The 21,145-nt window shown below is 72.7% G+C and carries 18 protein-coding genes and 1 pseudogene; 10 read left to right on the top strand and 9 right to left on the bottom strand.

Annotated features, from left to right (window positions below; translation table 11 throughout):
* Positions 1–6: 6 nt before the first annotated feature.
* On the bottom strand, positions 7–474 hold the full coding sequence (locus ACFWWR_RS00900) for a MarR family winged helix-turn-helix transcriptional regulator (protein WP_383866313.1): 468 nt from the start codon (positions 472–474) through the stop codon (positions 7–9).
* A gap of 250 nt (positions 475–724) precedes the next feature.
* Between ACFWWR_RS00900 and ACFWWR_RS00895 the strand changes: the two are divergent.
* The 6 genes and pseudogenes from ACFWWR_RS00895 to ACFWWR_RS00870 all read left to right on the top strand — a co-directional run.
* A pseudogene (locus tag ACFWWR_RS00895) lies at positions 725–976 on the top strand (3-oxoadipyl-CoA thiolase); the annotation flags it as partial.
* A 17-nt stretch (positions 977–993) separates the two neighbouring features.
* Entirely contained in the window at positions 994–1,767 is a 774-nt protein-coding gene (gene pcaH / locus ACFWWR_RS00890) for a protocatechuate 3,4-dioxygenase subunit beta (RefSeq protein ID WP_383866311.1), read from the top strand.
* Positions 1,768–1,773: 6 nt separating this feature from the next.
* Positions 1,774–2,379, top strand: coding sequence for a protocatechuate 3,4-dioxygenase subunit alpha (gene pcaG, locus ACFWWR_RS00885; RefSeq protein WP_383866309.1), 606 nt, complete (start codon positions 1,774–1,776; stop codon positions 2,377–2,379).
* Positions 2,376–3,707 (top strand): 3-carboxy-cis,cis-muconate cycloisomerase, encoded by a 1,332-nt coding sequence (gene pcaB / locus ACFWWR_RS00880; RefSeq protein ID WP_383866307.1) that lies wholly within the window; start codon positions 2,376–2,378, stop codon positions 3,705–3,707. The genes pcaG and pcaB overlap by 4 nt, the downstream gene beginning before the upstream one ends.
* Positions 3,704–4,831, top strand: a complete 1,128-nt coding sequence (gene pcaD, locus ACFWWR_RS00875) for a 3-oxoadipate enol-lactonase (RefSeq protein WP_383866305.1) — start codon at positions 3,704–3,706, stop codon at positions 4,829–4,831. Before pcaB ends, pcaD begins: the two co-directional genes overlap by 4 nt.
* Before the next feature lie 76 nt (positions 4,832–4,907).
* Positions 4,908–5,699: an SDR family NAD(P)-dependent oxidoreductase gene (locus ACFWWR_RS00870; RefSeq protein WP_384301237.1), complete on the top strand. Its 792-nt coding sequence runs from the start codon at positions 4,908–4,910 to the stop codon at positions 5,697–5,699.
* 1 nt (position 5,700) lies between these two features.
* On the opposite strand, the gene ACFWWR_RS00865 is transcribed toward ACFWWR_RS00870, so the two are convergent.
* Positions 5,701–8,385, bottom strand: coding sequence for an ATP-binding protein (locus ACFWWR_RS00865; RefSeq protein WP_383866301.1), 2,685 nt, complete (start codon positions 8,383–8,385; stop codon positions 5,701–5,703).
* A gap of 264 nt (positions 8,386–8,649) precedes the next feature.
* Between ACFWWR_RS00865 and ACFWWR_RS00860 the strand changes: the two genes are divergently transcribed.
* Positions 8,650–9,690 carry a DUF2510 domain-containing protein gene (locus ACFWWR_RS00860; protein WP_383866299.1) on the top strand — a complete coding sequence of 347 codons (1,041 nt, stop codon included), beginning with the start codon at positions 8,650–8,652 and terminating at the stop codon, positions 9,688–9,690.
* Positions 9,691–9,846: 156 nt separating this feature from the next.
* Here ACFWWR_RS00860 and ACFWWR_RS00855 read toward each other — a convergent pair whose 3' ends face one another.
* A complete protein-coding gene (locus ACFWWR_RS00855; RefSeq protein ID WP_384301233.1) occupies positions 9,847–10,461 on the bottom strand; it encodes a TetR/AcrR family transcriptional regulator C-terminal ligand-binding domain-containing protein in 615 nt (204 codons plus the stop codon).
* Positions 10,462–10,672: 211 nt separating this feature from the next.
* Between ACFWWR_RS00855 and ACFWWR_RS00850 the strand changes: the two genes are divergently transcribed.
* Together ACFWWR_RS00850 and ACFWWR_RS00845 are read left to right on the top strand one after the other, a co-directional pair.
* The gene (locus tag ACFWWR_RS00850) at positions 10,673–11,470 is read left to right on the top strand and encodes a phosphatase PAP2 family protein (protein WP_383866295.1); all 798 of its coding nucleotides are present in this window, start codon (positions 10,673–10,675) and stop codon (positions 11,468–11,470) included.
* Positions 11,467–12,480 carry a DMT family transporter gene (locus ACFWWR_RS00845; RefSeq protein ID WP_384301229.1) on the top strand — a complete coding sequence of 338 codons (1,014 nt, stop codon included), beginning with the start codon at positions 11,467–11,469 and terminating at the stop codon, positions 12,478–12,480. Before ACFWWR_RS00850 ends, ACFWWR_RS00845 begins: the two co-directional genes overlap by 4 nt.
* Before the next feature lie 18 nt (positions 12,481–12,498).
* Here the strand turns inward: ACFWWR_RS00845 and ACFWWR_RS00840 are convergent, their stop codons facing one another.
* Positions 12,499–13,314, bottom strand: a complete 816-nt coding sequence (locus tag ACFWWR_RS00840; protein ID WP_383866291.1) for a phospholipid scramblase-related protein — start codon at positions 13,312–13,314, stop codon at positions 12,499–12,501.
* 64 nt (positions 13,315–13,378) lie between these two features.
* Entirely contained in the window at positions 13,379–15,430 is a 2,052-nt protein-coding gene (locus ACFWWR_RS00835) for a phosphocholine-specific phospholipase C (RefSeq protein WP_383866289.1), read from the bottom strand.
* Between the two features lie 166 nt (positions 15,431–15,596).
* On the opposite strand from ACFWWR_RS00835, the gene ACFWWR_RS00830 reads away from it, so the two are divergent.
* On the top strand, positions 15,597–16,883 hold the full coding sequence (locus ACFWWR_RS00830) for an MFS transporter (protein ID WP_383866287.1): 1,287 nt from the start codon (positions 15,597–15,599) through the stop codon (positions 16,881–16,883).
* On the opposite strand, the gene ACFWWR_RS00825 is transcribed toward ACFWWR_RS00830, so the two are convergent.
* Genes ACFWWR_RS00825 through ACFWWR_RS00810 form a run of 4 tightly spaced genes read right to left on the bottom strand, consistent with a single transcriptional unit; the run spans position 16,872 to position 21,141 of the window.
* Positions 16,872–17,804, bottom strand: coding sequence for a sugar phosphate isomerase/epimerase family protein (locus ACFWWR_RS00825; RefSeq protein ID WP_383866285.1), 933 nt, complete (start codon positions 17,802–17,804; stop codon positions 16,872–16,874). The genes ACFWWR_RS00830 and ACFWWR_RS00825 overlap by 12 nt on opposite strands.
* On the bottom strand, positions 17,801–18,412 hold the full coding sequence (locus ACFWWR_RS00820) for a nucleoside deaminase (RefSeq protein ID WP_384301224.1): 612 nt from the start codon (positions 18,410–18,412) through the stop codon (positions 17,801–17,803). The genes ACFWWR_RS00825 and ACFWWR_RS00820 overlap by 4 nt, the downstream gene beginning before the upstream one ends.
* A 14-nt stretch (positions 18,413–18,426) precedes the next feature.
* On the bottom strand, positions 18,427–19,953 hold the full coding sequence (locus tag ACFWWR_RS00815; protein ID WP_383866281.1) for a GMC oxidoreductase: 1,527 nt from the start codon (positions 19,951–19,953) through the stop codon (positions 18,427–18,429).
* Positions 19,954–20,010: 57 nt separating this feature from the next.
* Positions 20,011–21,141, bottom strand: coding sequence for an ROK family protein (locus ACFWWR_RS00810; protein ID WP_383866279.1), 1,131 nt, complete (start codon positions 21,139–21,141; stop codon positions 20,011–20,013).
* Positions 21,142–21,145: the final 4 nt, after the last annotated feature.

Here is a 21,145-nt window from a genome sequence, read left to right as displayed (position 1 = left end):
GCGCGCTCAGGGCCGGGTGGCGAGGGGTTCCGCCGGGTTGCGGAGCCCCTCGGCCGCGTCCGCGACCCGCTGGATGAGGTCGAAGAACACGCTCTGCTCCTCGGCCGAGAGCGGGGCCAGGAAGACCTGGTTCATCCGGGCGGTGCGCACGGTCAGCTTGCGGTGGGTGCGCAGCCCCTCGTCCGTGAGGCGCAACAGGAAGCGGCGGCCGTCCTGCGGGTCGCGCACCTTGTCGAGGAGCCCGCGCCGGCCGAGCCGGCTGATCACCTCGGCGATGGTCGACCGGTCGAGGCCCACGCGTTCCCCGACGGTCCGCTGGTCCAGACGGTCCGGTTCCCCGACGAGCGCGTTGAGGACCGCGAACTGCGGCGAGGTGATCTCCTCGGAGACCATGGTGTTCCACAGCAGGTAGTGCGCCTGCTGAAGCCGCCGGGCCAGGTGCCCGGGGTGGGTGGAGAGGTCCACCGCGGCCATGTGCGCTCCCGAGGTCGATTTCGTCGGTGTACTTCGTTGCTGCACTTCGTAGGTGGCACTTCGTAGGTGCACTGAACAATACCGGGCGGTGTCTGGACTGTCTGCGGTGCGCACAGGGGAACTGACCTAGTGATTCTCCTGGGTCTTGACGCCTCGCCCCTGCGGTGGCAGCGTGAACTACACCTCGCTGAAATAATCAGTGCCCTGACTAACTGCGGATGGGGCGCTCGGACGGGATGGGGCCGCACGGATGGACAAGGTGTTCGCCACCGCCCTTGAGGCGGTGGCCGATGTGCCGGACGGTGCGTCGCTGAACGAGGCCTTCGCCGCCCAGGTGCCGGGTCGTGTGGCCGGGTGGCCCCAGTTCGACCCGGCGATCCCCAAGCCGCAGGGTGGTGCCGCCGCCCTCGGCCACCAGCTCGCCCGCCAGGGCAGCGGTACCGGCGTCGCCACCCTCTGCATCGGCGTGGGCCAAGGCCTCGCCCTCGTCCTCGAGCGCTAGGAAGCGTTAGGAACCCCATGACTCTCACCCAAGCGGACATCGACCTGGAGATCGCGGCCGAGCACGCCGCGTACGAGAAGCGCCTCGCCGACGGCGCCCCCGTCGAGCACCAGCCGCGTCGCGACTACGCGCCGTACCGCTCCTCGGTCCTGCGGCACCCCAAGCAGCCGCCGGTCGCGATCGACGTGAGCCAGGACCCGGAGCTGGTGGAGCTGTCCTCCCCCGCCTTCGGGGAGCGGGACATCACCGAGATCGACAACGACCTCACCCGGCAGCACAACGGCGAGCCGATCGGTGAGCGCATCACCGTCTCCGGCCGGCTCCTCGACCGCGACGGGCGCCCGATCCGCGGCCAGCTGGTCGAGATCTGGCAGGCGAACTCGGCCGGCCGTTACGCGCACCAGCGCGAGCAGCACGACGCCCCGCTGGATCCGAACTTCACCGGCGTCGGCCGCACGCTGACCGACGGCAGCGGCTTCTACCAGTTCACGACCGTCCAGCCGGGCCCCTACCCGTGGCGTCAGCACGTCAACGCCTGGCGGCCGGCGCACATCCACTTCTCGCTGTTCGGTTCGGCGTTCACGCAGCGGCTCGTGACGCAGATGTACTTCCCGAGCGACCCGCTGTTCCCCTACGACCCGATCATCCAGTCGGTGACGGACGACACGGCTCGGCAGCGGCTGGTGGCGACGTACGACCACAGCCTGTCGGTGCCGGAGTTCTCGATGGGCTACCACTGGGACATCGTGCTCGACGGGCCGAACGCCACCTGGATCGAAGAAGGGCGCTGACCAGCCATGACGAAGATCGACACGAGTCGTCCGGAGACCGTGCTGCCGACCCCGTCGCACACGGTCGGCCCCTTCTACGGCCACGCCCTGCCGTTCCCCGGCGGAGGTGACGTCGCCCCGATCGGCCACCCGGACACGATCACCGTCCACGGTCACGTCCACGACGGCGAGGGCAACCCGCTGCCCGACGCGTTCGTGGAGCTGTGGGGTCCTGACCCGGACGGCAATCTGCCGACGGTCGACGGTTCGATGCGGCGCGACCCGGCGAGCGGCGGCTTCCTCGGGCGCAACGGCGTGGAGTTCACCGGCTGGGGCCGCATCCAGACGGATGCGAGCGGCCACTGGTCCGCGCGGACGCTGCGGCCCGGCGCGCGCGGGCAGAGCGCCCCGTACCTCAGTGTGTGCGTCTTCGCGCGCGGGCTGCTGGTGCACCTGTTCACCCGGATCTACCTGCCGGGCGACGAGGCGGCGCTCGCCGCGGACCCGCTGCTCGCGCGACTGGACGCGGAGCGACGCGACACGCTGATCGCGACCGACGCGGGCAGGGGAACGTACCGTTTCGACATCCGCCTTCAGGGCGAAGGCGAGACGGTCTTCCTGGAGTTCCAGTGACATCCGAAGAAGCGGACACCGGCCTGCTCGCCCCCGGGTGGGCAGGCTCCCCGGCCGCGTCCGCGACCAGCGAGCGCGCCTGTCTGCAGGCGCTGCTGGACGCGGAGGCGGCGCTGACCCGCGCCCAGGCGGCGCGGGGGCTCGCCCCGGCCGGGGCGGCGACGGCGGTGACCGAGGCGGCCGACGCCGGTCGTTTCGACGTACGGTCGCTGGCGGAGCGTGCCCGGGGCGGCGGAAATCCCGTCATTCCGCTGGTCGCCGATCTGACGAAGGCGGTGGGCGAGGAGTTCGGGCCGTACGTCCACCGGGGCGCGACCAGCCAGGACATCCTGGACACGGCGATGATGCTGGTCGCCCGACGCACACTGGACCTGGTCCTCGACGACCTCGGCCGCACCGAGCGGGTGCTGGCCCGGCTGGCCGCCGAACACCGCGACAGCACGATGCCGGGGCGGACGCTGACCCAGCACGCCGTGCCGACCACGTTCGGGCTGAAGGCGGCCGGGTGGCGGTCGTCGGTGCTGGACGCCCGGGACCGGGTGACGGCCGTACGGGACTCGCTTCCTGCCCAACTCGGCGGTGCGGCCGGGACCTTGGCGGCCTTCACGGCGTACGGCGCGGACGATCCGACCGCACTGCTCGCCTCCTTCGCCCGCGAGACCGGGCTCGACGCGCCGCCCCTGCCCTGGCACACCCTCCGCACCCCGATCGCCGATCTCGCCGGCTGTCTGGCCTTCACGGCGGGGGCACTGGGAAAGATCGCCGTGGACGTGCTGACGCTGTCCCGGACCGAGATCGCCGAGGTCACGGAGGGCAGCGGCGGCGGTTCGTCCGCCATGCCGCACAAGGCGAACCCGGTACGGTCCACGCTGATCGCGGCCGCCGCCCGGCGGGCCCCGCAGCTCGCGGCCACCCTGTACGGCTCGCTGGTCGCCGAGGACGAGCGGCCGGCCGGGGCCTGGCACGCCGAGTGGGAGCCGCTGCGGGACCTGCTCCGGCTGGTCGGCGGAGCCGCCCGCGACGCGGCCGAACTCACCGCGGGCCTGCGAATCCACACGGACGTCATGCGCGAACACCTCGGCCTCACCCACGGGTTGGTCGTCTCCGAGCGGCTGTCCGCCGAGCTGGCACCCGTCCTGGGCCGCGCCCGCGCCAAGGAACTGCTCACGGACCTCGCCGGGCGCACCTACGCCGAGGGGCGCAGCCTCGGCGAACTCCTCTCGGAACAGCCGGAGTTGAAGGACGTCGACCTCGACGAGCTCACCGACCCCACCCGCTACACCGGCTCCGCGGGAGCCCTCACCGACCGTGCTCTGGAGCGACGTTGACCGACACCCGACTCAACCACCGTGCCGAAGGGCCCGCTTCCGCTCCCCCGCTGCTGCTGGGGCCCTCGCTGGGCACCTCGTACGCCCTGTGGGACCGGGTCGCACCCGAGCTGTCCCTCACCCACCGGGTGATCCGCTGGGACCTGCCGGGGCACGGCGGTTCGGCGGCCGACCTGATCGGATCGGGCGCGACCGTCGGGGATCTCGGCGATCTGGTGCTCGCGCTCGCCGACTCCCTGGGCATCGAGCGGTTCGCGTACGCCGGGGTGTCGCTGGGCGGTGCGGTGGGGCTGCATCTGGCCGTGCACCATCCGCAACGGGTGTCGTCGCTCGCCGCGATCTGTTCCTCCGCCCACTTCAACGGCTCCAAGCCGTGGGAGGAGCGGGCCGCGCGCGTCCGGAGCGAGGGCCTGGACCAGCTCGCGGACGGTGCCGGCGCGCGCTGGTTCACGTCCGGGTTCACCGTGCCGGAGCTCGTCCGGGACCACCGGGAAGCGGACCCCGAGGCGTACGCCGCCTGCTGTGACGCGCTGGCCGCGTTCGACCTGCGGGAGCGGCTGGCGGAGATCTCCGCACCCACGCTGCTGGTCGCCGGCCGCGAGGATCCCGCGACCCCGCCCGCGCATCTGCGGGAGATCGCGGACGCGGTGCCGGGCGCCGCGCTGGTGGAGATCCCGGGCGCCTCGCATCTGGCGCCCGCGCAGTGCCCCGAGGCCGTCCTGACCGCGCTGCGGGCGCATTTCGACGGTGGTGCCAAACGGGGCATGGAGGTACGGCGCGGGGTCCTCGGGGACGAGCACGTTGACCGGGCGCAGGCCCGCCAGACGCCCTTCACCGCGCGCTTCCAGGACTTCATCTCGCGTTACGCGTGGGGCGAGATCTGGACCGACCCGACGCTCAGCCGCCGCGAACGCAGCATGATCACGCTGACGGCGCTCGTCGCGCACGGCCACTACGACGAGCTGGCGATGCATGTGCGGGCGGCCCGGCGCAACGGCCTCACCCCCGAGGAGATCGGCGCGGTGCTGCTGCAGACGGCCGTGTACTGCGGGGTCCCGGCGGCGAACTCGGCGTTCGCGACCGCTCAGCGGGTCCTGGCGGAGGAGGACGACGCCGAAGGGTGAGCAGGAGGGTGACCCTGCCGGTCGTAGCTTCGGCAGCACCACGCCGATGCCCCCGCCACGTGCCTACGGTGGGGGCATGTCCACGATTCTGCTCACCGGCGCCACCTCCGGTCTCGGCCGCCATGTCGCCTTCGAACTGGTCCGCTCCGGACACCTGGTCCTCGCCCACGGCCGTGACGCCGCCCGGACGCGGCGGCTCGTCGAGGAGCTGCGCGGCGAGGGCGCGGCCGAGGGGTTCGTCGCCGATCTGGCCTCACTGGCGCAGGTGCGCGAGCTGGGCACCCGGGTGGCCGAGGCGCACCCCGAGCTCGACGTCCTGGTCAACAACGCGGGGGTGGGCGGCGGTTCGCCCGGCTCGGGGCGGGAGGTGAGCGCCGACGGGCACGAACTCAGGCTGGCCGTCAACTACTTGGCGCCGGTCGCGCTGACCCGCGCCCTACTGCCCGTGCTGCGGGCGAACCCGCCCGCGCGGATCGTCAACGTCGGCTCGGCCGGCCAGGAGCCCCTCGTCGTCGACGATCCCGAACTCACCCGGGGATACAGCGGTCTGTCGGCCTACTGCCGCAGCAAGTTCGCGCTCGCCGCGCACACCTTCGCCCTGGCCGAGGAGCTGGACGGCACCGGTGTCTCGGTGAACGTGCTGCACCCGGCGACCTACATGGACACGGCGATGGTCCGTGAGGGCGGCATCAGCCCGTGGAACACGGTTGCCGACAGCGCTCCGGGCGTCCTGGACCTGGCCACCCGGGACCTGGGCAGCGGCGGCTACTTCGACGGGACGCGGGCGGCCCGGGCGCACCGGGCGGCGTACGACAGGGACGTGCAGACGCGTCTGCAGGCCGTCACCGACCGGCTGCTGGACGCCTGACCTACCGCAGCCCGCGGCCCGTCTCCAGCACCGCCCTCGCCTGCGCCACCAGCCCGTCCGCCCCGCAGGACCGGGCCAGCGCGAGGCCCCGGCCCAGTTCGGCGACCGAGCGGGCGAGGATGCCGTACTCGACGCGGGCCGCCGCGTGTTCGTACTGGCAGGGCGATGCCTCCAGGTAGGCGACCGCCTGCGCGGCCAGCCGGACCGCGCGCTGGCCGGTCTCCAGCGCGGCGGCGCAGCGCAGGGCCTCACCGATGGCCGTGTCGGTGCCGAGGCGTTCGGCGTGCCGGCGGACGTCGGTGGCGAGCCGGGCGGCGCGGCCCGGGTCCTCGGTGGCGAGGGCGCGGGCGAGGTCGAAGGCAAACGGAACGAGCACCGGGTTGTGGTGGCCGCGGACGGCCGCCGCCTTCTCCGCGGCCTCCAGTTCGTTGATGCCCTCCTTGGTGCGGCCGACGGCGAGCAGGAGGCGGCCGCGCACGGAGCGGGGGTCGGGCAGCACGATGGTGGAGGGGTAGGGCGGGGCGAAGCCGCACTGCTCGGCGATCGCCCAGGCCTCCTCGACGTGGCCGCGGGCGAGCAGGGTGTCCACGAGGTTGCAGCTCGCGGTCCAGTACAGGGGCAGTCCGCGGCCGACGCGTTCGGCCAGGCGCAGCGCCTCGCGCAGGGACGTCTCGGCCTCCCGGAGGCGGCCGCGGCGGCGGTGGCCGAGTCCGACGTAGGCGTGGGCCAGGGCGAGGTGACCGCCGCTCCAGCCGGCCGACTCGTAGGCGCGCAGCGCCTCGGAGTAGAGGGCGTCGGCCCGGTCGAGCCGGTCGGTGTAGGCGTACGCGTTGGTCAGCATCAGGAGCAGTTCGACGCCCCACTCGGTGTCGGTCCAGCCGAGGCCGGGTGCGAGCCGGCCGTTGACGAGGGCGCGGTCGCACAGGTCGACGACCTCCTCGGCGCTCTCGCCGTGGGTCATGGCGTCGAAGCCGCGCAGCATGAGCAGGGCGCGCTCGGAGTTGTCCCGGCCGGTGCAGGTGCGGGCGAGTTCGGCGAGGCGCTCGGAGCGGCCCGGTGAGGTGGCCTCGCCCGCGTAGATGCCCTCCCACATGTACTGCACGGCCTGCAGCCGCATCCTTGCGGGTCCGGCCGTGTGCCGGACGGCCTCCGCCTCGACGGTGCGGACGGCCTCCTCCAGCTGGTCGTTGTGCAGGAGGGCCTGGGAGAGGCGGAAGACGGCGTCGACGCGTGCGTCGCCTTCGAGGCCCGGCATGGCGAGCGCGGTCTGGAGGTGGTCGATGGTCTTCGCGGGCGCGGTCAGGAGGGTGGCGCAGCCGAGTTCGAAGAGCACGCGTGCGTGCACCTCGGGCCGCGGGGGTTCCACCAGGGCGCGTTCCAGGCAGCGGCGGGCGGCGTCGGGGGCGCCGACGGCGAGGTGCTCGCGGGCGGCCTCCCGCAGTTGCTCGACGAGTTCCTCGTCGTCGTCCGGGTGCACCTGCAGGAGGTGGCGGGCGGCGGCCGCGGCGCCGCGCCCGGAGTCGGTGACGACCTGGGCGGCGATGCCGTGCATGGCGGTGCACAGGGCGGGCGGGATGGAGTTGTAGACGGCGGTGGCGATCAGCGGGTGGACGAACTCCAGGTCGCCCTCGTCGGTCCGGCCGTTCGCCGGGTCGGGTGCGGTGAGGATGCGGGCGCTGCGCAGCAGTTCGGCGCAGCGCACGGCGTCGTCGCGGCCGAGGGTGGCGAGCTTGGCGACCAGGTCGACGGAGATGCCGGTGCCGAGGATGGCGGCCGCCCAGGCGAACCGGGTGGCGTCGATGCCGAGTTCCTCCAGGCGGGCGACGAGGCCGCCGCCGCGGGCCGCGCGGTTCAGGGCGCGCAGTTCGCCGGCCGCGCTCTCGGTCGGCTCCAGTTCGCTGTCCTGGACCTTGGCGAGGAGTTCGACGGCCTCGTACGGGTTGCCGGCGGTGACGGCCCAGACTTCGCGGCAGAACGCGGCGTCGGCGTGCCCGCCCAACGTGGCGCGGGTGAGGCCGGCGGTGGCGTCCGGGGTGAGGGCGCTCAGGGTGGTGGCGGGGTGGCCCGCGGTGGCGGCGACCGCGTCGAGGAGCCGGGCGCTCTCACCGGTCATCTCGCCGGGGCGGCGGGCCACCACGACCAGGACGGACAGGTCGTCCAGGCGTTCGGCGAACGCGGCGAGCCAGCGCAGGGTCTCCTGGTCGGCCCAGTGGGCGTCGTCGATCAGCAGGACCAGCGGCCAGTCGCGCCGGGCCAGCCGGCGCACCGCGGCGACCAGGCCGTCGGTGACGCCCTGCGGGTCGGCCTGGCGCTCACCGGGTTCCGTGAGGCCGAGGGCCGGGCCCGCGATGTCGTACCAGTCGCCGAGGTACTCGCGGGCCTCCTCCGGCATCAGCGACATGAGGGCGGGTTGCAGCAGTTGTCGTACGACGTTGAAGGGGACCGACCTGAGGGTCTCGCCGCCGCGCGCCGACCACACCGTGCAGCCGCGTCCTTCGGCGATGCGGCGGGTCTCGGCGAGCAGGGCGGTCTTGCCGAAGCCGGCCTCGCCGCTGATCATCAGCAGGCTGCCCGAGGAAGAGTTGTCCGCGCCCAGGGTGTCGATGGCCCGTACGACGGCGGCGACTTCCTCGTCACGCTCCCACAGCGAGGCCGGGACGGCCTCCGGGGGCCGTACCTCCGTCATCGCGCTACCTCCCCAAGTCGCCCGCACGACGTACAGACTTGAGCGTAGCCGTCCGGGTGCCGAAGCGGAGGCCGGTCAGGGCACCAGTTGCCGTGCCGGGCGACGCCGGTCACCTGCGGGCGACGGGCCCTGCCCCTGACCGGCGGCCCCAAACTTGGCCGTCGGTCAATTTCTTCCCGACCGACAGGACTCGTCCCGTATTAGGGGGAATTCGGAAGTCGACCTTCTCATGCCTCTTTCACCGAGGCCTCATACGGTGGGGACATGACGCAGGCGACTCCCTCCGGGTGGTACCCCGATCCCGGGCAGACAAGTGACGGCCCCGCCACCGAGCGCTGGTGGGACGGCAAGGCATGGACGGACCAGACCCGGCCCGCGGGGTCGGCCGCCGCGTGGGGTCCTCCGGAGGTGGCGGCGGCCGGGCCGTTCCCGGCGCATCCGGGGTATCCGGGGTATCCCGCGCAGCCGCCGGCCGGCTCGCGGCGCGGTCTGCGCACGGGCACAGCCGTCGCGGCGGCCGTGGTGGTCCTGGCGTGCATCGGCGTGGGCGTGTACGCCCTCTCCGGCGACGACGGCGGCAACGGCAACACCGCGAACTCACAGGGGCCGGGCGGACAGGGCGGCCAGGACGGCTCCACGGGCGGCCCCTTCGGCGGCAACGGCGGATCCGGGGGCGACGGCGGCTCCGGCGGGTCCGGGGGCTCCGGCGGGTCCGGGGGGTCCGGGGGGTCCGGGGGCCAGTCGCCCTCGCCCGACCAGTCCGAGGCGCCGAAGATCGAGAGCGGTTCGGTGACCGACGCGATCGACGGGATCAGCCTGCCGATACCGGAGGACTGGTACGGCCAGCAGCTGTCGGTGGGGGCGTCGGTCACGTCGAACGACTCCTACGACTGCCCCGGCGACACCTCCAAGTCCTGCACGAAGGGCGGCGCGTACTCGGCCCCCGCCCTCGCGCTCGGCACCAAGGGCACCACGGCCGAGGAGATCGCGAAGGCGGACATCGCGGCCAACGCCGAGGATTCCTACGGCGGCTCGACCTACGGCGAGATCACCTCGCACGACGTGCTGGCCTCCAAGGCCGTCACCGTTGCCGGACAGAAGGGCTACCTGGTCCGCTGGAAGGCCGTCACGAGCAAGGGCTCCGACGGCTACGTCCAGTCACTGGCCTTCCCCTCCCCGGCGAACTCCCAGCAGATGGTCGTCGTCCGCTTCGGCGTCGACGTGGAGGAGACACAGGCCGTGCTCGACGAGATCACCAAGGGCATCAAGGTGTCGACGGGTGGCGGCAGCGGCCAGGACGTCTGACGTTCGGCAGGCCCCCGGAGGACATGCCGGCCGGGTGGGGCACCTCTCCGCTCAAGAGGTACTCCACCCGGCCGGGGGGTCCGCGCCGCCCCCGTCCCCACGGTGCGGCGCGAGCAGGTCACCGTCCCGGTCATCCCGTGGACGGCGGCCTGAGTCTCAGGTCAGGCCGAGCGCCGGCAGCACAGCGGCCTCCACGAACCGGACGAGGTAGTCCGGGTCGGCGTATTTGCCCTCCAGGACGGGCCGCGCGCGCAGGACGCCGAACATCTGGGCCGGGATGTACTCCACCGCCGGATGGTCGGCGGCGATCTCGCCGCGTTCGATGCCGCGCCGAAGGATCTCCTGGAGCGCGACGATCTCCGGTTCCACCAGCGCCTCGCGCAGCGCCAGCGCGAGTTCCTCGTCCTGAGTGACGGCGTGGCCGAGCGCCTGGACCAGCTTGGTGTCGCTCGTCGACCAGGCGCCCGCCGCCCGTGCGGCCTGGCGCAGGTCCTCGGCGAGCGAGCCGGTGTCGATGCCGGCGAAGCGCACCCGGCGGCTGCCGCGCAGGGCCGCCGCCACGAACTGGGGCTTGGTCTTCCACTGCCGGTACAGCGTCGACTTGCTGCAGCGCGTGCTGGTGGCGACGCCGTCCATGGTGACGGAGTCGTAGCCGAATTCGCGAATCTGTTCGAGTACGGCGTCGAAGAACTCCCGCTCACGCTCCGGCGTGATCTTGGAGCGGCGCGAGGCGGCGACCGTTTCCGGTCCGTCTGCGGCCTGCGACGTCATCGACTCTCTCCTCGCTCGTATCCGTGGCCGGGGGGCTCACGTTCCAGTGTGTCGTACGTCTATCGAAACTCGAGTGTACCGGTACGGGTTCGTATCGGTACACTGTCGTATCGGTACGCACCAGTATCGATGATTTGCCGGGGCCGGACGAGTCACAAGCCCGTCCGGAACAGCACCAGCACACGCACCACGTCAGCGAAAGGGCCGGGGGATGAATGCCCGCACCGAGCCTTCACCAGCGGCGCCGAGCGCGATAGCGCGGCCGCCGCTCGTCCGTGAGCTCCTGCTCGTCGCAGGGTTCTTCCTCGTCTACAAGTTCGGCCGGCAACTGGCGACGGGCCACACCGGCGAGGCCTACCACAACGCGCACCGCGTGTGGGACCTGGAGCGAACCCTCCGGCTGCCCGGCGAAGGCTCGGTGCAGTCCCTGCTGCTGCACGGCGACACGTTCGCGCACCTCGCGAACACCTACTACGCGACCGTCCACTTCCCGGCCACCGTGGCCTTCCTGGTCTGGCTCTACCTGCGCCGCCCCGCGCACTACGTCTGGGCCCGCCGCGTCCTGGCCTCGCTCACCGGCGCCGCGCTCGTGATGCACCTCCTGTTCCCGCTGGCCCCGCCGCGGATGCTCGCCGTCACCGGACTGGTGGACACCGCACGGATCTACGGACCCTCCGTGTACGGCCCGCCGCGTACCGACCACCTCTCGAACCAGTTCGCGGCCATGCCGTCGCTGCACTTCGGCTGGGCGCTGATGCTGGCGATCGGCCTGATCGTCGCCACCCGCTCCCGCTGGCGGTGGCTGTGGCTGCTGCACCCGCTGCTGACGCTGCTGGTGATCGTCGGGACGGCGAACCACTACTGGCTGGACGCGATCGCCGCGGGGGCGCTGCTCGGTCTCGCGCTCGCACTGATCCACCTGCCGCACCGGACGGTCACCACCGCCGGACGTGGTCAGGGCCGGCTGGTGCCCGCCGAGGAGCAGGTTCTCGTGGGGGCGGGCCGATGAACGCCACCGTTCTCGCCGTCGTCCTGTCCCTCTTCTCCTCCGTCGCCTACGCCGCCGCCGCCGTCGCCCAGGAAAGGCTGGCCTCCCGCAACCCGGGCTCCGGCACGCTGCGGCTGCTGCGCTCGGGCGCCTGGTGGGGGTCGGTCGTACTCAACGCCGCGGCCGCACTGCTGCATGTGGTCGCCCTGAAGTACGGGCCGCTGACCGTGGTCCAGCCGCTCGGTGCGCTCACCCTGATCGCGGCGGTGCCCATGGGGGCGCGGGTCGCGGGGCGGCGGGTCAGTGCCGCGGAGTGGCGGGGCACCGCGCTGACGCTGCTCGGTCTGTCCGCGATCCTGGTCACGGCGTCCGGGCCGGCGCCCGAGGACGTGCTGAGCGTGCCCGAGGCGGTGGCGGTCGCGGCCGTGACAGCCACGCTGATCGGCGTACTGGCACGGCGGGGCGCCCGGCCGGGCCTGCGCCACGCGTCCGCGTCGGGCTTCGCCTCCGGTGTCGCCTCGGCGCTCACCCAGACCGTGACGGTGGCCGTGACGGACCGCACCCAGTCCCTGCTCAGCGTGGAGGTGATCGGGGTGGCCCTGCTGGTCGCGGCCTTCGCGGCCGGCGGACTGCTGCTGTCCCAGACCGCCTACCGGGGCGGCCTCGGTGCCCCGCTCGCGGTGGTGACGCTGGCGAACCCGGTGGCCGCCGCGGCGATCGGCCTCGCACTGCTCGGCGAGCGACTGCAGGGCGGTGCGGCGGGCGTCCTGCTCGCGCTGACGGGTGCGGGGCTCGCGGCGTGGGGCGTGGTGCTGCTCTCGCGGGTGCCGCGCGCCGGGGACGCCGAGGACTTGGACGGACACGACCACGAGGAACACCCCGTGGCCGCGGTCCTGGCCCTGCGGCCGGAATCGGCGGCGGCCGAACCGGCGTGGGTGCCCCGGCCGGCCGAACCGGCGTGGGTGCCCCGGCCGGCCGAACCGGCGTGGGTGCCCCGGCTGTCCGGGCCGGGACACCTCACCCGACTGTGAGCGCCGTCGCGGGCAGGCTCAGCCGAGTCCCCGCGAGTCCTGCTTGAGCGCCGTGTCGACGGTCAGCGCCGTCGCCACGACCAGGCTCAGCAGCGGCTCGGGCAGCTGGTAGTGAATCTGCAGGACGTAGTTGTCCGCGGTCGTGAACATCGTCTTGGCGAGGCCTTCCCAGGTCTTGGTGATCCGGGCGACCTCCTTGCCGGTGTCGTCGACGATGGCGAAGTTCCACGCGCGCCAGTTCTCCGCCTTGATCGCGCCGACCTGCCGGCCGTCCACGTTCATCGCGAAGTTGATCTTGCCGATCATGTTCTGCTGGACGATCTCGCCCACCGGCTGACCGTCCGGACGCGCCACGACCACCCGTGACTTGAGGAACTTCGCGGGGCGCGTCAGCAGCAGCACCGGCCGGCCGTACGCGTCGCGGATCTCCAGCTTGTGCGTCATGAACTGGTCGACGCTGGCGACCAGGCGCACTGCCTTCTTCAGCGCGCTCTGACCGACCTGGACGACCGAGCCGAGCTGGTTGCCGTTCTGGTCCATGACCGTGTACTCGTTGGTCAGCTCGATCAGCTTGGCCTTCTGGTTCACCACCAGGACCGGCTCGCTGAACAGGCTGCCGCCGCCGGGGCCGCCCGCCGCGACCCCGGCCTGCTGCTGCACCTGGCGCTGGACGCGCTGGTCCGGACCGGCCGACTGCGGCGGCACCTGCGGCGCGGCCGCGGCCTGCTGGTTCGTGTGGTCCGTCCACTGCGCGCCGTCCCAGTAGCGGAGCGTCTGGGCCGCTCCGTGCGGATCCGGGTACCAGCCTGCAGGTGTGTTCGATTGCGTGGTCACCGAGGCACACTATCCCGAGTCTCCCCGTCCCCGACCAGCCCGGATCCGCGCCCTCGGGGAGCCTTTACCCAGTCATGACAGCCGGGTCGCTCACCCCCGGCCGTCCGTTCTCCACGTGGCCGGCGAACCTGCGCAGGAACGCCGGCTCGGTGTCGGAGGTGACGGTCAGGTCGTACCAGCGCCTGCTCGCCGTGAGGTCGAAGGTGTGCTTCACGGTGGCGCCGGCGCGCACGGTGAAGGTCCTGGCCCGGTCGCCGTATCCGCTGGTGACCTTCCACCGCACGGTGGCGGAGCCCTTGTTGGCGAAGGCGAGCTCGACGTCGTCGCCGCTGTGGCGCGCGGTGACCTCGAGGCCGGCGCTGTCGTTCGGGCCCTCGAAGACGCGCAGGAAGCCGTTCGGGCCGTGCACGGTCAGGTCGTACGAGCCGTTCGAGTGCGCCGAGTTCCAGGTGTCGGCGATGCTCTTGCCGGCCTCGGTGGTGTACGTCCACGGACCGTCGGCGCGGTTGCCGGAGGTGACGTGGAAGGCGGCCCCCGCCTTCGCCCCCGAGGCGAAGGTGAGCGTGTACGTGCCCGCCACCGCGTCCGCCGAACCGTTCACGGACGGGGCGTACTTCAGCGGGCGGGCCGGGCGCAGGCCGCGCTCCTGCACGGGCATGCCGGGGTCGGCCGGCGGCGTGGGGCGGTAGTCGGGGTGACGCTCGCGGTCCGGCGGTTCGTAGCCGTCGGTGTCCGGCAGCGCGGCCGGCCTGGTGTCCTTGCGGGAGAAGTCGAACGCGGACGTCAGGTCGCCGCAGACCGCGCGCCGCCAGGGCGAGATGTTCGGCTCGCCGACGCCGAAGCGACGCTCCATGAACCGGAGGATCGAGGTGTGGTCGAGGGTCTCGGAGCACACGTATCCGCCCTTGCTCCACGGCGAGACGACCAGCATCGGCACGCGCGGGCCGAGGCCGTAGGGGCCGGCCGGGCGCTTGCTGTCGCCCGGGTAGAGGTCCGGGGAGACGTCGACCGTGGACCTGCCCTGCGCGGCGGACGCCGGCGGCAGCGGCGGCACCACATGGTCGAAGAAGCCGTCGTTCTCGTCGTAGGTGATGAACAGGGCCGTCTTCGCCCACACGGCCGGGTTGGAGGTGAGCGCGTCGAGAACCTGCGCGATGTACCAGGCGCCGTAGTTCGAGGGCCAGTTGGAGTGCTCGGAGAAGGCCTCGGGGGCGGCGATCCAGGAGATCTGCGGCAGCCGGCCGGCCTTGACGTCCGCCTTCAGCCGGTCGAAGTAGCCGTCACCGTTCTTGACGTCGGTGCCGGTGCGGGCCTTGTCGTACAGCGGGTCGCCGGGCTCGGCGCCCCGGTAGGTGTTGAAGTACAGCAGCGAGTTGTCGCCGTAGTTGCCGCGGTAGGCGTCCTCGATCCAGCCCCAGCTGCCCTTCGCGTCGAGGCCGTCGCCGGTGTCCTGGTAGATCTTCCAGGAGATCCCGGCCTTCTCCAGCCGTTCCGGGTAGGTCGTCCAGCCGTAGCCGAGCTCGTCGTTGCCGAGGACCGGGCCGCCGCCCCGGCCGTCGTTGCCCGTGTAGCCCGACCACATGTAGTAGCGGTTGGGGTCGGTCGAGCCGATGAACGAGCAGTGGTACGCGTCGCAGACGGTGAAGGTGTCGGCGAGGGCGTAGTGGAAGGGGATGTCCTCGCGGGTCAGGTACGCCATGGTCGTGGTGCCCTTCGCGGGCACCCACTTGTCGTACTTGCCCCCGTTGTAGGCGGCCTGCCCGTCGGGCCAGCCGTGCGGCAGGCCTTCCAGGAACTGCATGCCGAGGTCGTCGGCGTCCGGGCGGAACGGCAGCACCTCCTTGGTGCCGTCCGACTGGTGCCATATCGACCTGCCGTTGTCGAGCGTGACCGGACGCGGGTCGCCGAAGCCGCGGACGCCTCTGAGCGAGCCGAAGTAGTGGTCGAAGGAACGGTTCTCCTGCATCAGGACGACGATGTGCTCGACGTCCTCGATCGTCCCCGTGCGGTGGTGGGCCGGGAGCGCGGCGGCACGCTGGATGCTGTTGGACAGCGCGGTGAACGCCGTGGTGGCGCCGGTGAGCTGGAGGAAGCGGCGCCGGTTGACGTCGGGCATGGGTGAGGCCTCTCATCCTGCGGAACGGATGGCCGGAACGTGACGGAAGGTGCGCGAATGGAGTGTTCCAAGAGCACCAAACGTCAGGGAAGGGTCCGGTGGCGCTGATGTGAAAGTCGTGAGTACGCAGGGTGTGCCGGGCCGGAGCGCGGGGAGGGACGCGGTCATGACAGAGACGCACACCTCGGCGTCCACGCCGACGAAACGGCCCGCACGCCAGCTCCTCGCCGCCTCCGTGGGCAACGCCGTGGAGTGGTACGACTGGTACGCCTACACGTTCCTGGCCACTTATATCGCCGCCGAGGTCTTTCCCAAGAGCGCGGACAACTCACTGGTGCCGCTGCTGTCGACGTTCGCGGTCTTCGCGGTGGGCTTCTTCATGCGGCCGGTCGGCGGACTGCTCATGGGCACGGTCGCGGACCGGCACGGGCGGCGCGCCGCGCTGACCGTCACCATCCTGCTGATGGGCGGCAGCAGTCTGCTGGTCGGACTGACGCCGACGTACGCGGCGGCCGGTGTCCTCGCTCCCGTGATCCTCGTCCTCGCGCGGCTGCTCCAGGGCCTGTCCGTCGGCGGGGAGTTCGCGGCCTCGACGACGTTCCTGGTCGAGTCGGCGGGGCCGGGCCGGCGCGGACTGTTCTCCAGCTTCCAGTACGTGTCCACGACCGCCGGGCAGCTCGTCGCGTCCGGGATCGCCACCCTGCTCGTGGACACGCTGAGCGACAGGCAGATGAACGGCTGGGGCTGGCGGGTCCCGTTCGTCCTCGGAGCGGTGCTGAGCCTGGTCGGCTTCTGGATCCGGCAGGGCGCGCAGGAGACCCGCAGCGAGGAGCAGCAACAGGCGCCGCGCCCCGGCCTGTTGGAGGCGCTGCGCCGCCACCCGCGCGAGTCCCTGCTGATCTGCGGGATCACGGCGGGCGGCACGATCGCCTACTACACGTGGACGTCGTACCTGCCGACGTACGCCGAGCTCAACGCGGGCGTCGCCAAGTCGGACGCACTGCTCGCGGGCACGATCTCGCTCGCCTTCTTCGGTCTGCTCCAGCCACTCGGCGGCCTGCTCTCCGACCGCTTCGGCCGGCGCCCCCTGCTGCTCTTCTTCGGCCTGGGCTTCGCCCTTCTGAGCGTGCCGCTGCTGCACGCCCTGCGCGACTCCTTCGCCGTCCTGCTCCTCGTCCAGTGCGCGGGCATGGTGCTGCTGACCGGGTTCACCTCCATCAGCGCGGCCGTCAACGCCGAGATCTTCCCGCCCCGGGTGCGGGCGGCCGGTATCGGCTTCCCCTACTCGCTGACGGTGGCACTGTTCGGCGGGACGGCACCGTATGTGGGCACCCTCTTCACGGAGTCGGGGCACACCGGGCTCTTCCCCTGGTACGTCGCCGTCCTGTGCCTCGTGTCGTCGCTGGTGTATCTGCGGCTGCCGGAGACGGCCCACACGGCGCTACGGCGCTGAGGTCCACCGCTGTGCCACGGCCCGTCCCGCCCGGAGCGCGGCCACGGGGTCGGCCGCCTCGTCCAGTTCGATGAGTACCGTGCCGGCGCCGGGGGTGCGGGACATCGCGTCGGCCCAGCCCTTCCAGTCCACGATGCCCGTGCCGAGTTCGGTCATGTAGGGCTGCTGCCGGGCGAAGACCGTGTCGTCGATGGTGAGTTCCACGTCGATGGGCCTGACCGCGTCCTTCCAGTGCGCCAGGGCGATGCGCGGGGTGTGGCGGCGTGCGACGGCTACCGGGTCGCCTCCTCCGAGGGCGATGTGGCAGGAGTCGGGGCACAGCCACACGTAGCGCGGGTCGGTGAGGGCCATGAACAGGTCGATGTCCCGCTCGTACCAGAGGGTGCTGTTGGACTCCGTGTGGAAGGCGAGTTTCACGCCGTGCCGCGACACCGCCTCGCCGACCGCGTGCGCGATGCCTGCCATGCGGGTCATGTACGCGGCGTCGACGAAGAAGGGCGGCCGGGCCCCGTACGTCGTCCGCATGGGCAGTCCGGCGACGAGGAGTTCCGCCCCGGCCTCGGCGAGGAAGGCCGCGCGGCGTTCGGCGTCGGCGACGATCGCGGCCAGGTTCTCGCCGTGCCGCCAGTCGGGGCAGTCGCTGCCGGCGATGAAGGCGCTCACGACGGACAGGCCCCGGGCCGCGAGCTCACGGCGGAACGCCGGTGCGCTGCCGAAGGCGCGCAGGGCGGAGTCGATGTCGCCGGGCGCGAAGGTCAACTCGATGCCGGTGACCGAGGCGTCGACCAGCGCGTCCATCACCCGCTCCCAGAACCGCTCCGGGTGCTGCCGGGCCCAGTCCCGAACGGCGTCCGCGGACGCGAGACCCCAGAACGCCGGGTGGTGGAAGGTGATGACGTCGGTCGCGAAGCGGGGCGTCATTCGGCACCACCACGGGCGTTGTAGACGACGATGCCGTCGGCGCTGTCGACGGCATCGCGGTAGCCGCGGAACACGGCGAGCGCCTCCTCCCGGAGCACATCCCCTACGACCTCGATGCCGCGTGCCTCGAACTGCCCGGCCCAGTCCGCGCCGAGCGGGCCCTCGTCGAAGGTGGTGATCTCCTCCAGTTCCGGGCCCTCGCCGGCGACCACGAGAGCGCGCACGCCGGACCACATGGCGGCGCCGTAACACTGGACGCACGGGCGCCAGTTGACGACGAGCTCGTGCGCAGGCATCCCGTCGCCGCCGAGGTCCCAGCCGCCGGTCGCCGTCTGGGCCAGGCCGAGCGCGACGACCTCGGCGTGGGCGCTGGAGACGCCGGAGGCGAGGACGACGTTCACGCCGGCCGAGACGATCCGGCCGGTGTCCCGCTCGGCGACCAGGGCCGCGAACGGGCCGCCGTCGCCCTCGCGCCAGTTGCGGTCGGCGAGGCGGTGCACGAGGCGCATGCGGTCCTCGCGGTCGGGGACGACGGCGGGCACGTCGGCCAGTTCGTCGTCGATCCAGGCCGGCAGAGCCACCTGGTACTGCCTGGCGATGTCGATCATGATGGTGCTTCCTGTCAGTGGGTGGCGAGCGCGGTGTTCCGCCGGGCTACGGCACGGGCGGCCCGGACGGCGGTCACCGCGCCGGTCAGGGTGACGTTGGCGGCCATCGCGGTGGGTATCACGCCGTTGCCGGCGAGGTACAGGTTGTCGTAGTCCCACACCCTGCCGTCCGGGTCACACACGCTGGTGCCGTCGTCGGCGGCGCCGGCCCGGACCGTGCCGGTCTGGTGCAGCGAGGAGCCGGGCGGCAGCAGGGCGCTTTCGGTCGCGGGGTCGAAGGGACCGAACTCCTCGGCCGTGGACCGGACTTCGTCCAGTGCCCGGGCGATCAGCGCACGGTCCGCGTCGCAGTAGCCGAACTCGACGGTGATCCGGGGCATCCCGGCCAGGTCGGTCTCGGTCTCGGAGAACACGAGCCGGTTCTCGGGGCGCGACTCGACGGGGGCGTACAGCGAGAGGCCCACGGAGTGCGCGAGCGGTCGGCCGTCCTCGTCCACGTACGTGCGGTTCATGATCTGGCCGTGGAAGGGCTGCGCCGCCCCGTTCTGCGGCAGCCAGAGCGAGTCCGTGCTGAACTCGCCGGGGCGCTGCGGGGGCAGGTCGTCGAGGTCGATGCCGAACCGGTCGAGGTCGAGCAGGACCCGGGCGGTGATGAACGCGTGCTCGTTGAGGTGACGGCCGAGCGCGTGGGGCCGTATGCCGGAGGCGAACAGCAGTTGCGGGGTGCGCAGCGCGTCGGCGCACACCACGACGGTGTCCGCGAGGAGCACGGACGCGGCGCCGTCGGCGACGCGGCGCAGCCGGGCGCCGGTGACGCGGTGGTCCTCGACGAGCAGGGCCGTCGCGAGCGTGCCGGTCATCAGGGTGAAGGACGGGTCCCCGCCGGTCGCGAGGGCGGGGAAGATCGTTCCCGGTGCCGTGCGGGGCATGGGACCCGAGGTCGTCGGGGTGACGGCCATCGGCATCGGCTGTGGCCGCCGGTCGTGCGGTCCCGCGCCGTCGAAGCGTCGGCTCAGGACGTCGAGCACCGTCCGGCCGACCTCGGTCGGGCCGATCGCGGCGGGCGTGACGGCGAGGACCCGGCGCGCGGTGTCCAGGTCGGCGGCCCAGCGGGCCGGGTTGCCGAAGTCGAACACCTCGTGTCCGGCGGGCCACGGTGTCGCCGCGGTCCAGTGCACTCCCATGCCGCCCGCGTTCCAGGCGAGCGCCGTCGCGGGCATCGCCTCGGCGTCCTCGCCGAAGGCCAGGGCGTGGACCATGCCGGGCCTCAGGCCGGGGAGGCTGTCGGGGACCTCGCGCACCACCTCGGCACCCGTGTACATGCCCTGGACGCCGGTGGCGACCTGTTCGTTGTAGCGGGCCCACAGGAGCGGGTCGTCGAGGTCGTGCAGGTGCAGGCCGGGACTCTCGCCGATCGCGCTGCCGCCGTCCACCATGGTGATGTCCAGCGCCGGATCGGTGTCGCGCAGCTGTCGGGCCACGACGGATCCCATGATGCCGCTGCCCACGATGAGGACGTCGGTGCGGGGGGTGTCGGTCAAGGTGAGACTCCAGGTGTCGGGCCACGGGTGCCGGAGCAGGGTGGGTGGGGTGTGCGCTCACGTGCGCGGGACGAGCGGGCCGAACAGCTCGGTGTCCATGCGGTCGAGGGCCAGCTTGACGGCGCCGACGAGGGCGGCGTCGCGGCCCAGGCCGGTGGCGCGCAGTTCGATCGCGGGGGTGCGGGCGTCGCGCATCGCCGCGCGCACCCGGGGCAGCAGGACGTCGGCCGCGTCCTCCAGACCGCCGCCGAGCACGATGAGCGACGGGGCGACCGTCCACGACAGGATGGTGAGGATCGACGCGATGTTCTCCACGAACTCGTCGACCTCGGCGAGTGCGGCCGCCTCGCCCGCGCGTGCGGCGTCGAACCGGCCGAGTGCGACGCCGCGTTGGGCCGCGTCCGGTGACGTCAGCCAGGCCACCGGGTGGTGCTCGACCGAGCCGGCCGGTATGGAGCGCGCCTCGACGATCTCGCCCGCGGCGCCGTCGAGACCGCGGTGCACGTCGCCCCGGATGAGGATGCCGAGGCCCGTGCGGTTGCCGAGGATCGCCCAGACGACGTTGTCGTGGTCGCCCGCCACGCCCCGCCAACGCTCCGCGAGCGCACCGAGGTTGGTGTCGTTGTCCGCGAACCAGGGCACCGGGATGCGGCGGTTGAGTTCTTGGGGCAGGTGCACGCCTTCCCAGTGTGTCGTGTGCACCAGGCGCCGTACGACTCCGTCGTCGTCGATAGCGCCGCCGCCCGCGACCGCGCCGGCGCGCAGCCGGTCCGCCGACCCGCCCGCGTCGCCGAGCGCCGCCCGGACCAGGGCGGCCGCGTCGTCGAGGGTGACCTGCGGGTCCTGGTAGGCGCGCAGCGGCCCGTGGGCCCGGCCGAGGATGCGCCCGCGGACGTCGGCGACGACCGCGGACGCGTCCGACGTGGTGATGGTGACAGCAGCCAACAGCGCGTGTTCGGCGCGCAGTTCGTAGCGTCGGGCGGGGCGCCCGGCGGAGCCGCTGACCGGCACCCGGTCCAGCTCCGCCACCCGGCCGGCCTCGACCAGCGAGTCCAGGATCAGCTCGATGGTGCGGCGGGAGAGGCCCGCCCGCTCGGCGAGCGCGGTCAGCGTCGTCGGCCCGGCCGACACCGCCAGCGCGCGCAGGACGACCGAGGTGTTGACGCGCCGGACGGCGCTCTGGTTCATCCCC

Origin of the sequence: Streptomyces sp. NPDC058678 (genome assembly GCF_042714835.1) — a bacterium.
In the GTDB taxonomy this organism is placed as follows: domain Bacteria; phylum Actinomycetota; class Actinomycetes; order Streptomycetales; family Streptomycetaceae; genus Streptomyces.
This window is presented reverse-complemented; position numbering and strand designations above follow the sequence as displayed.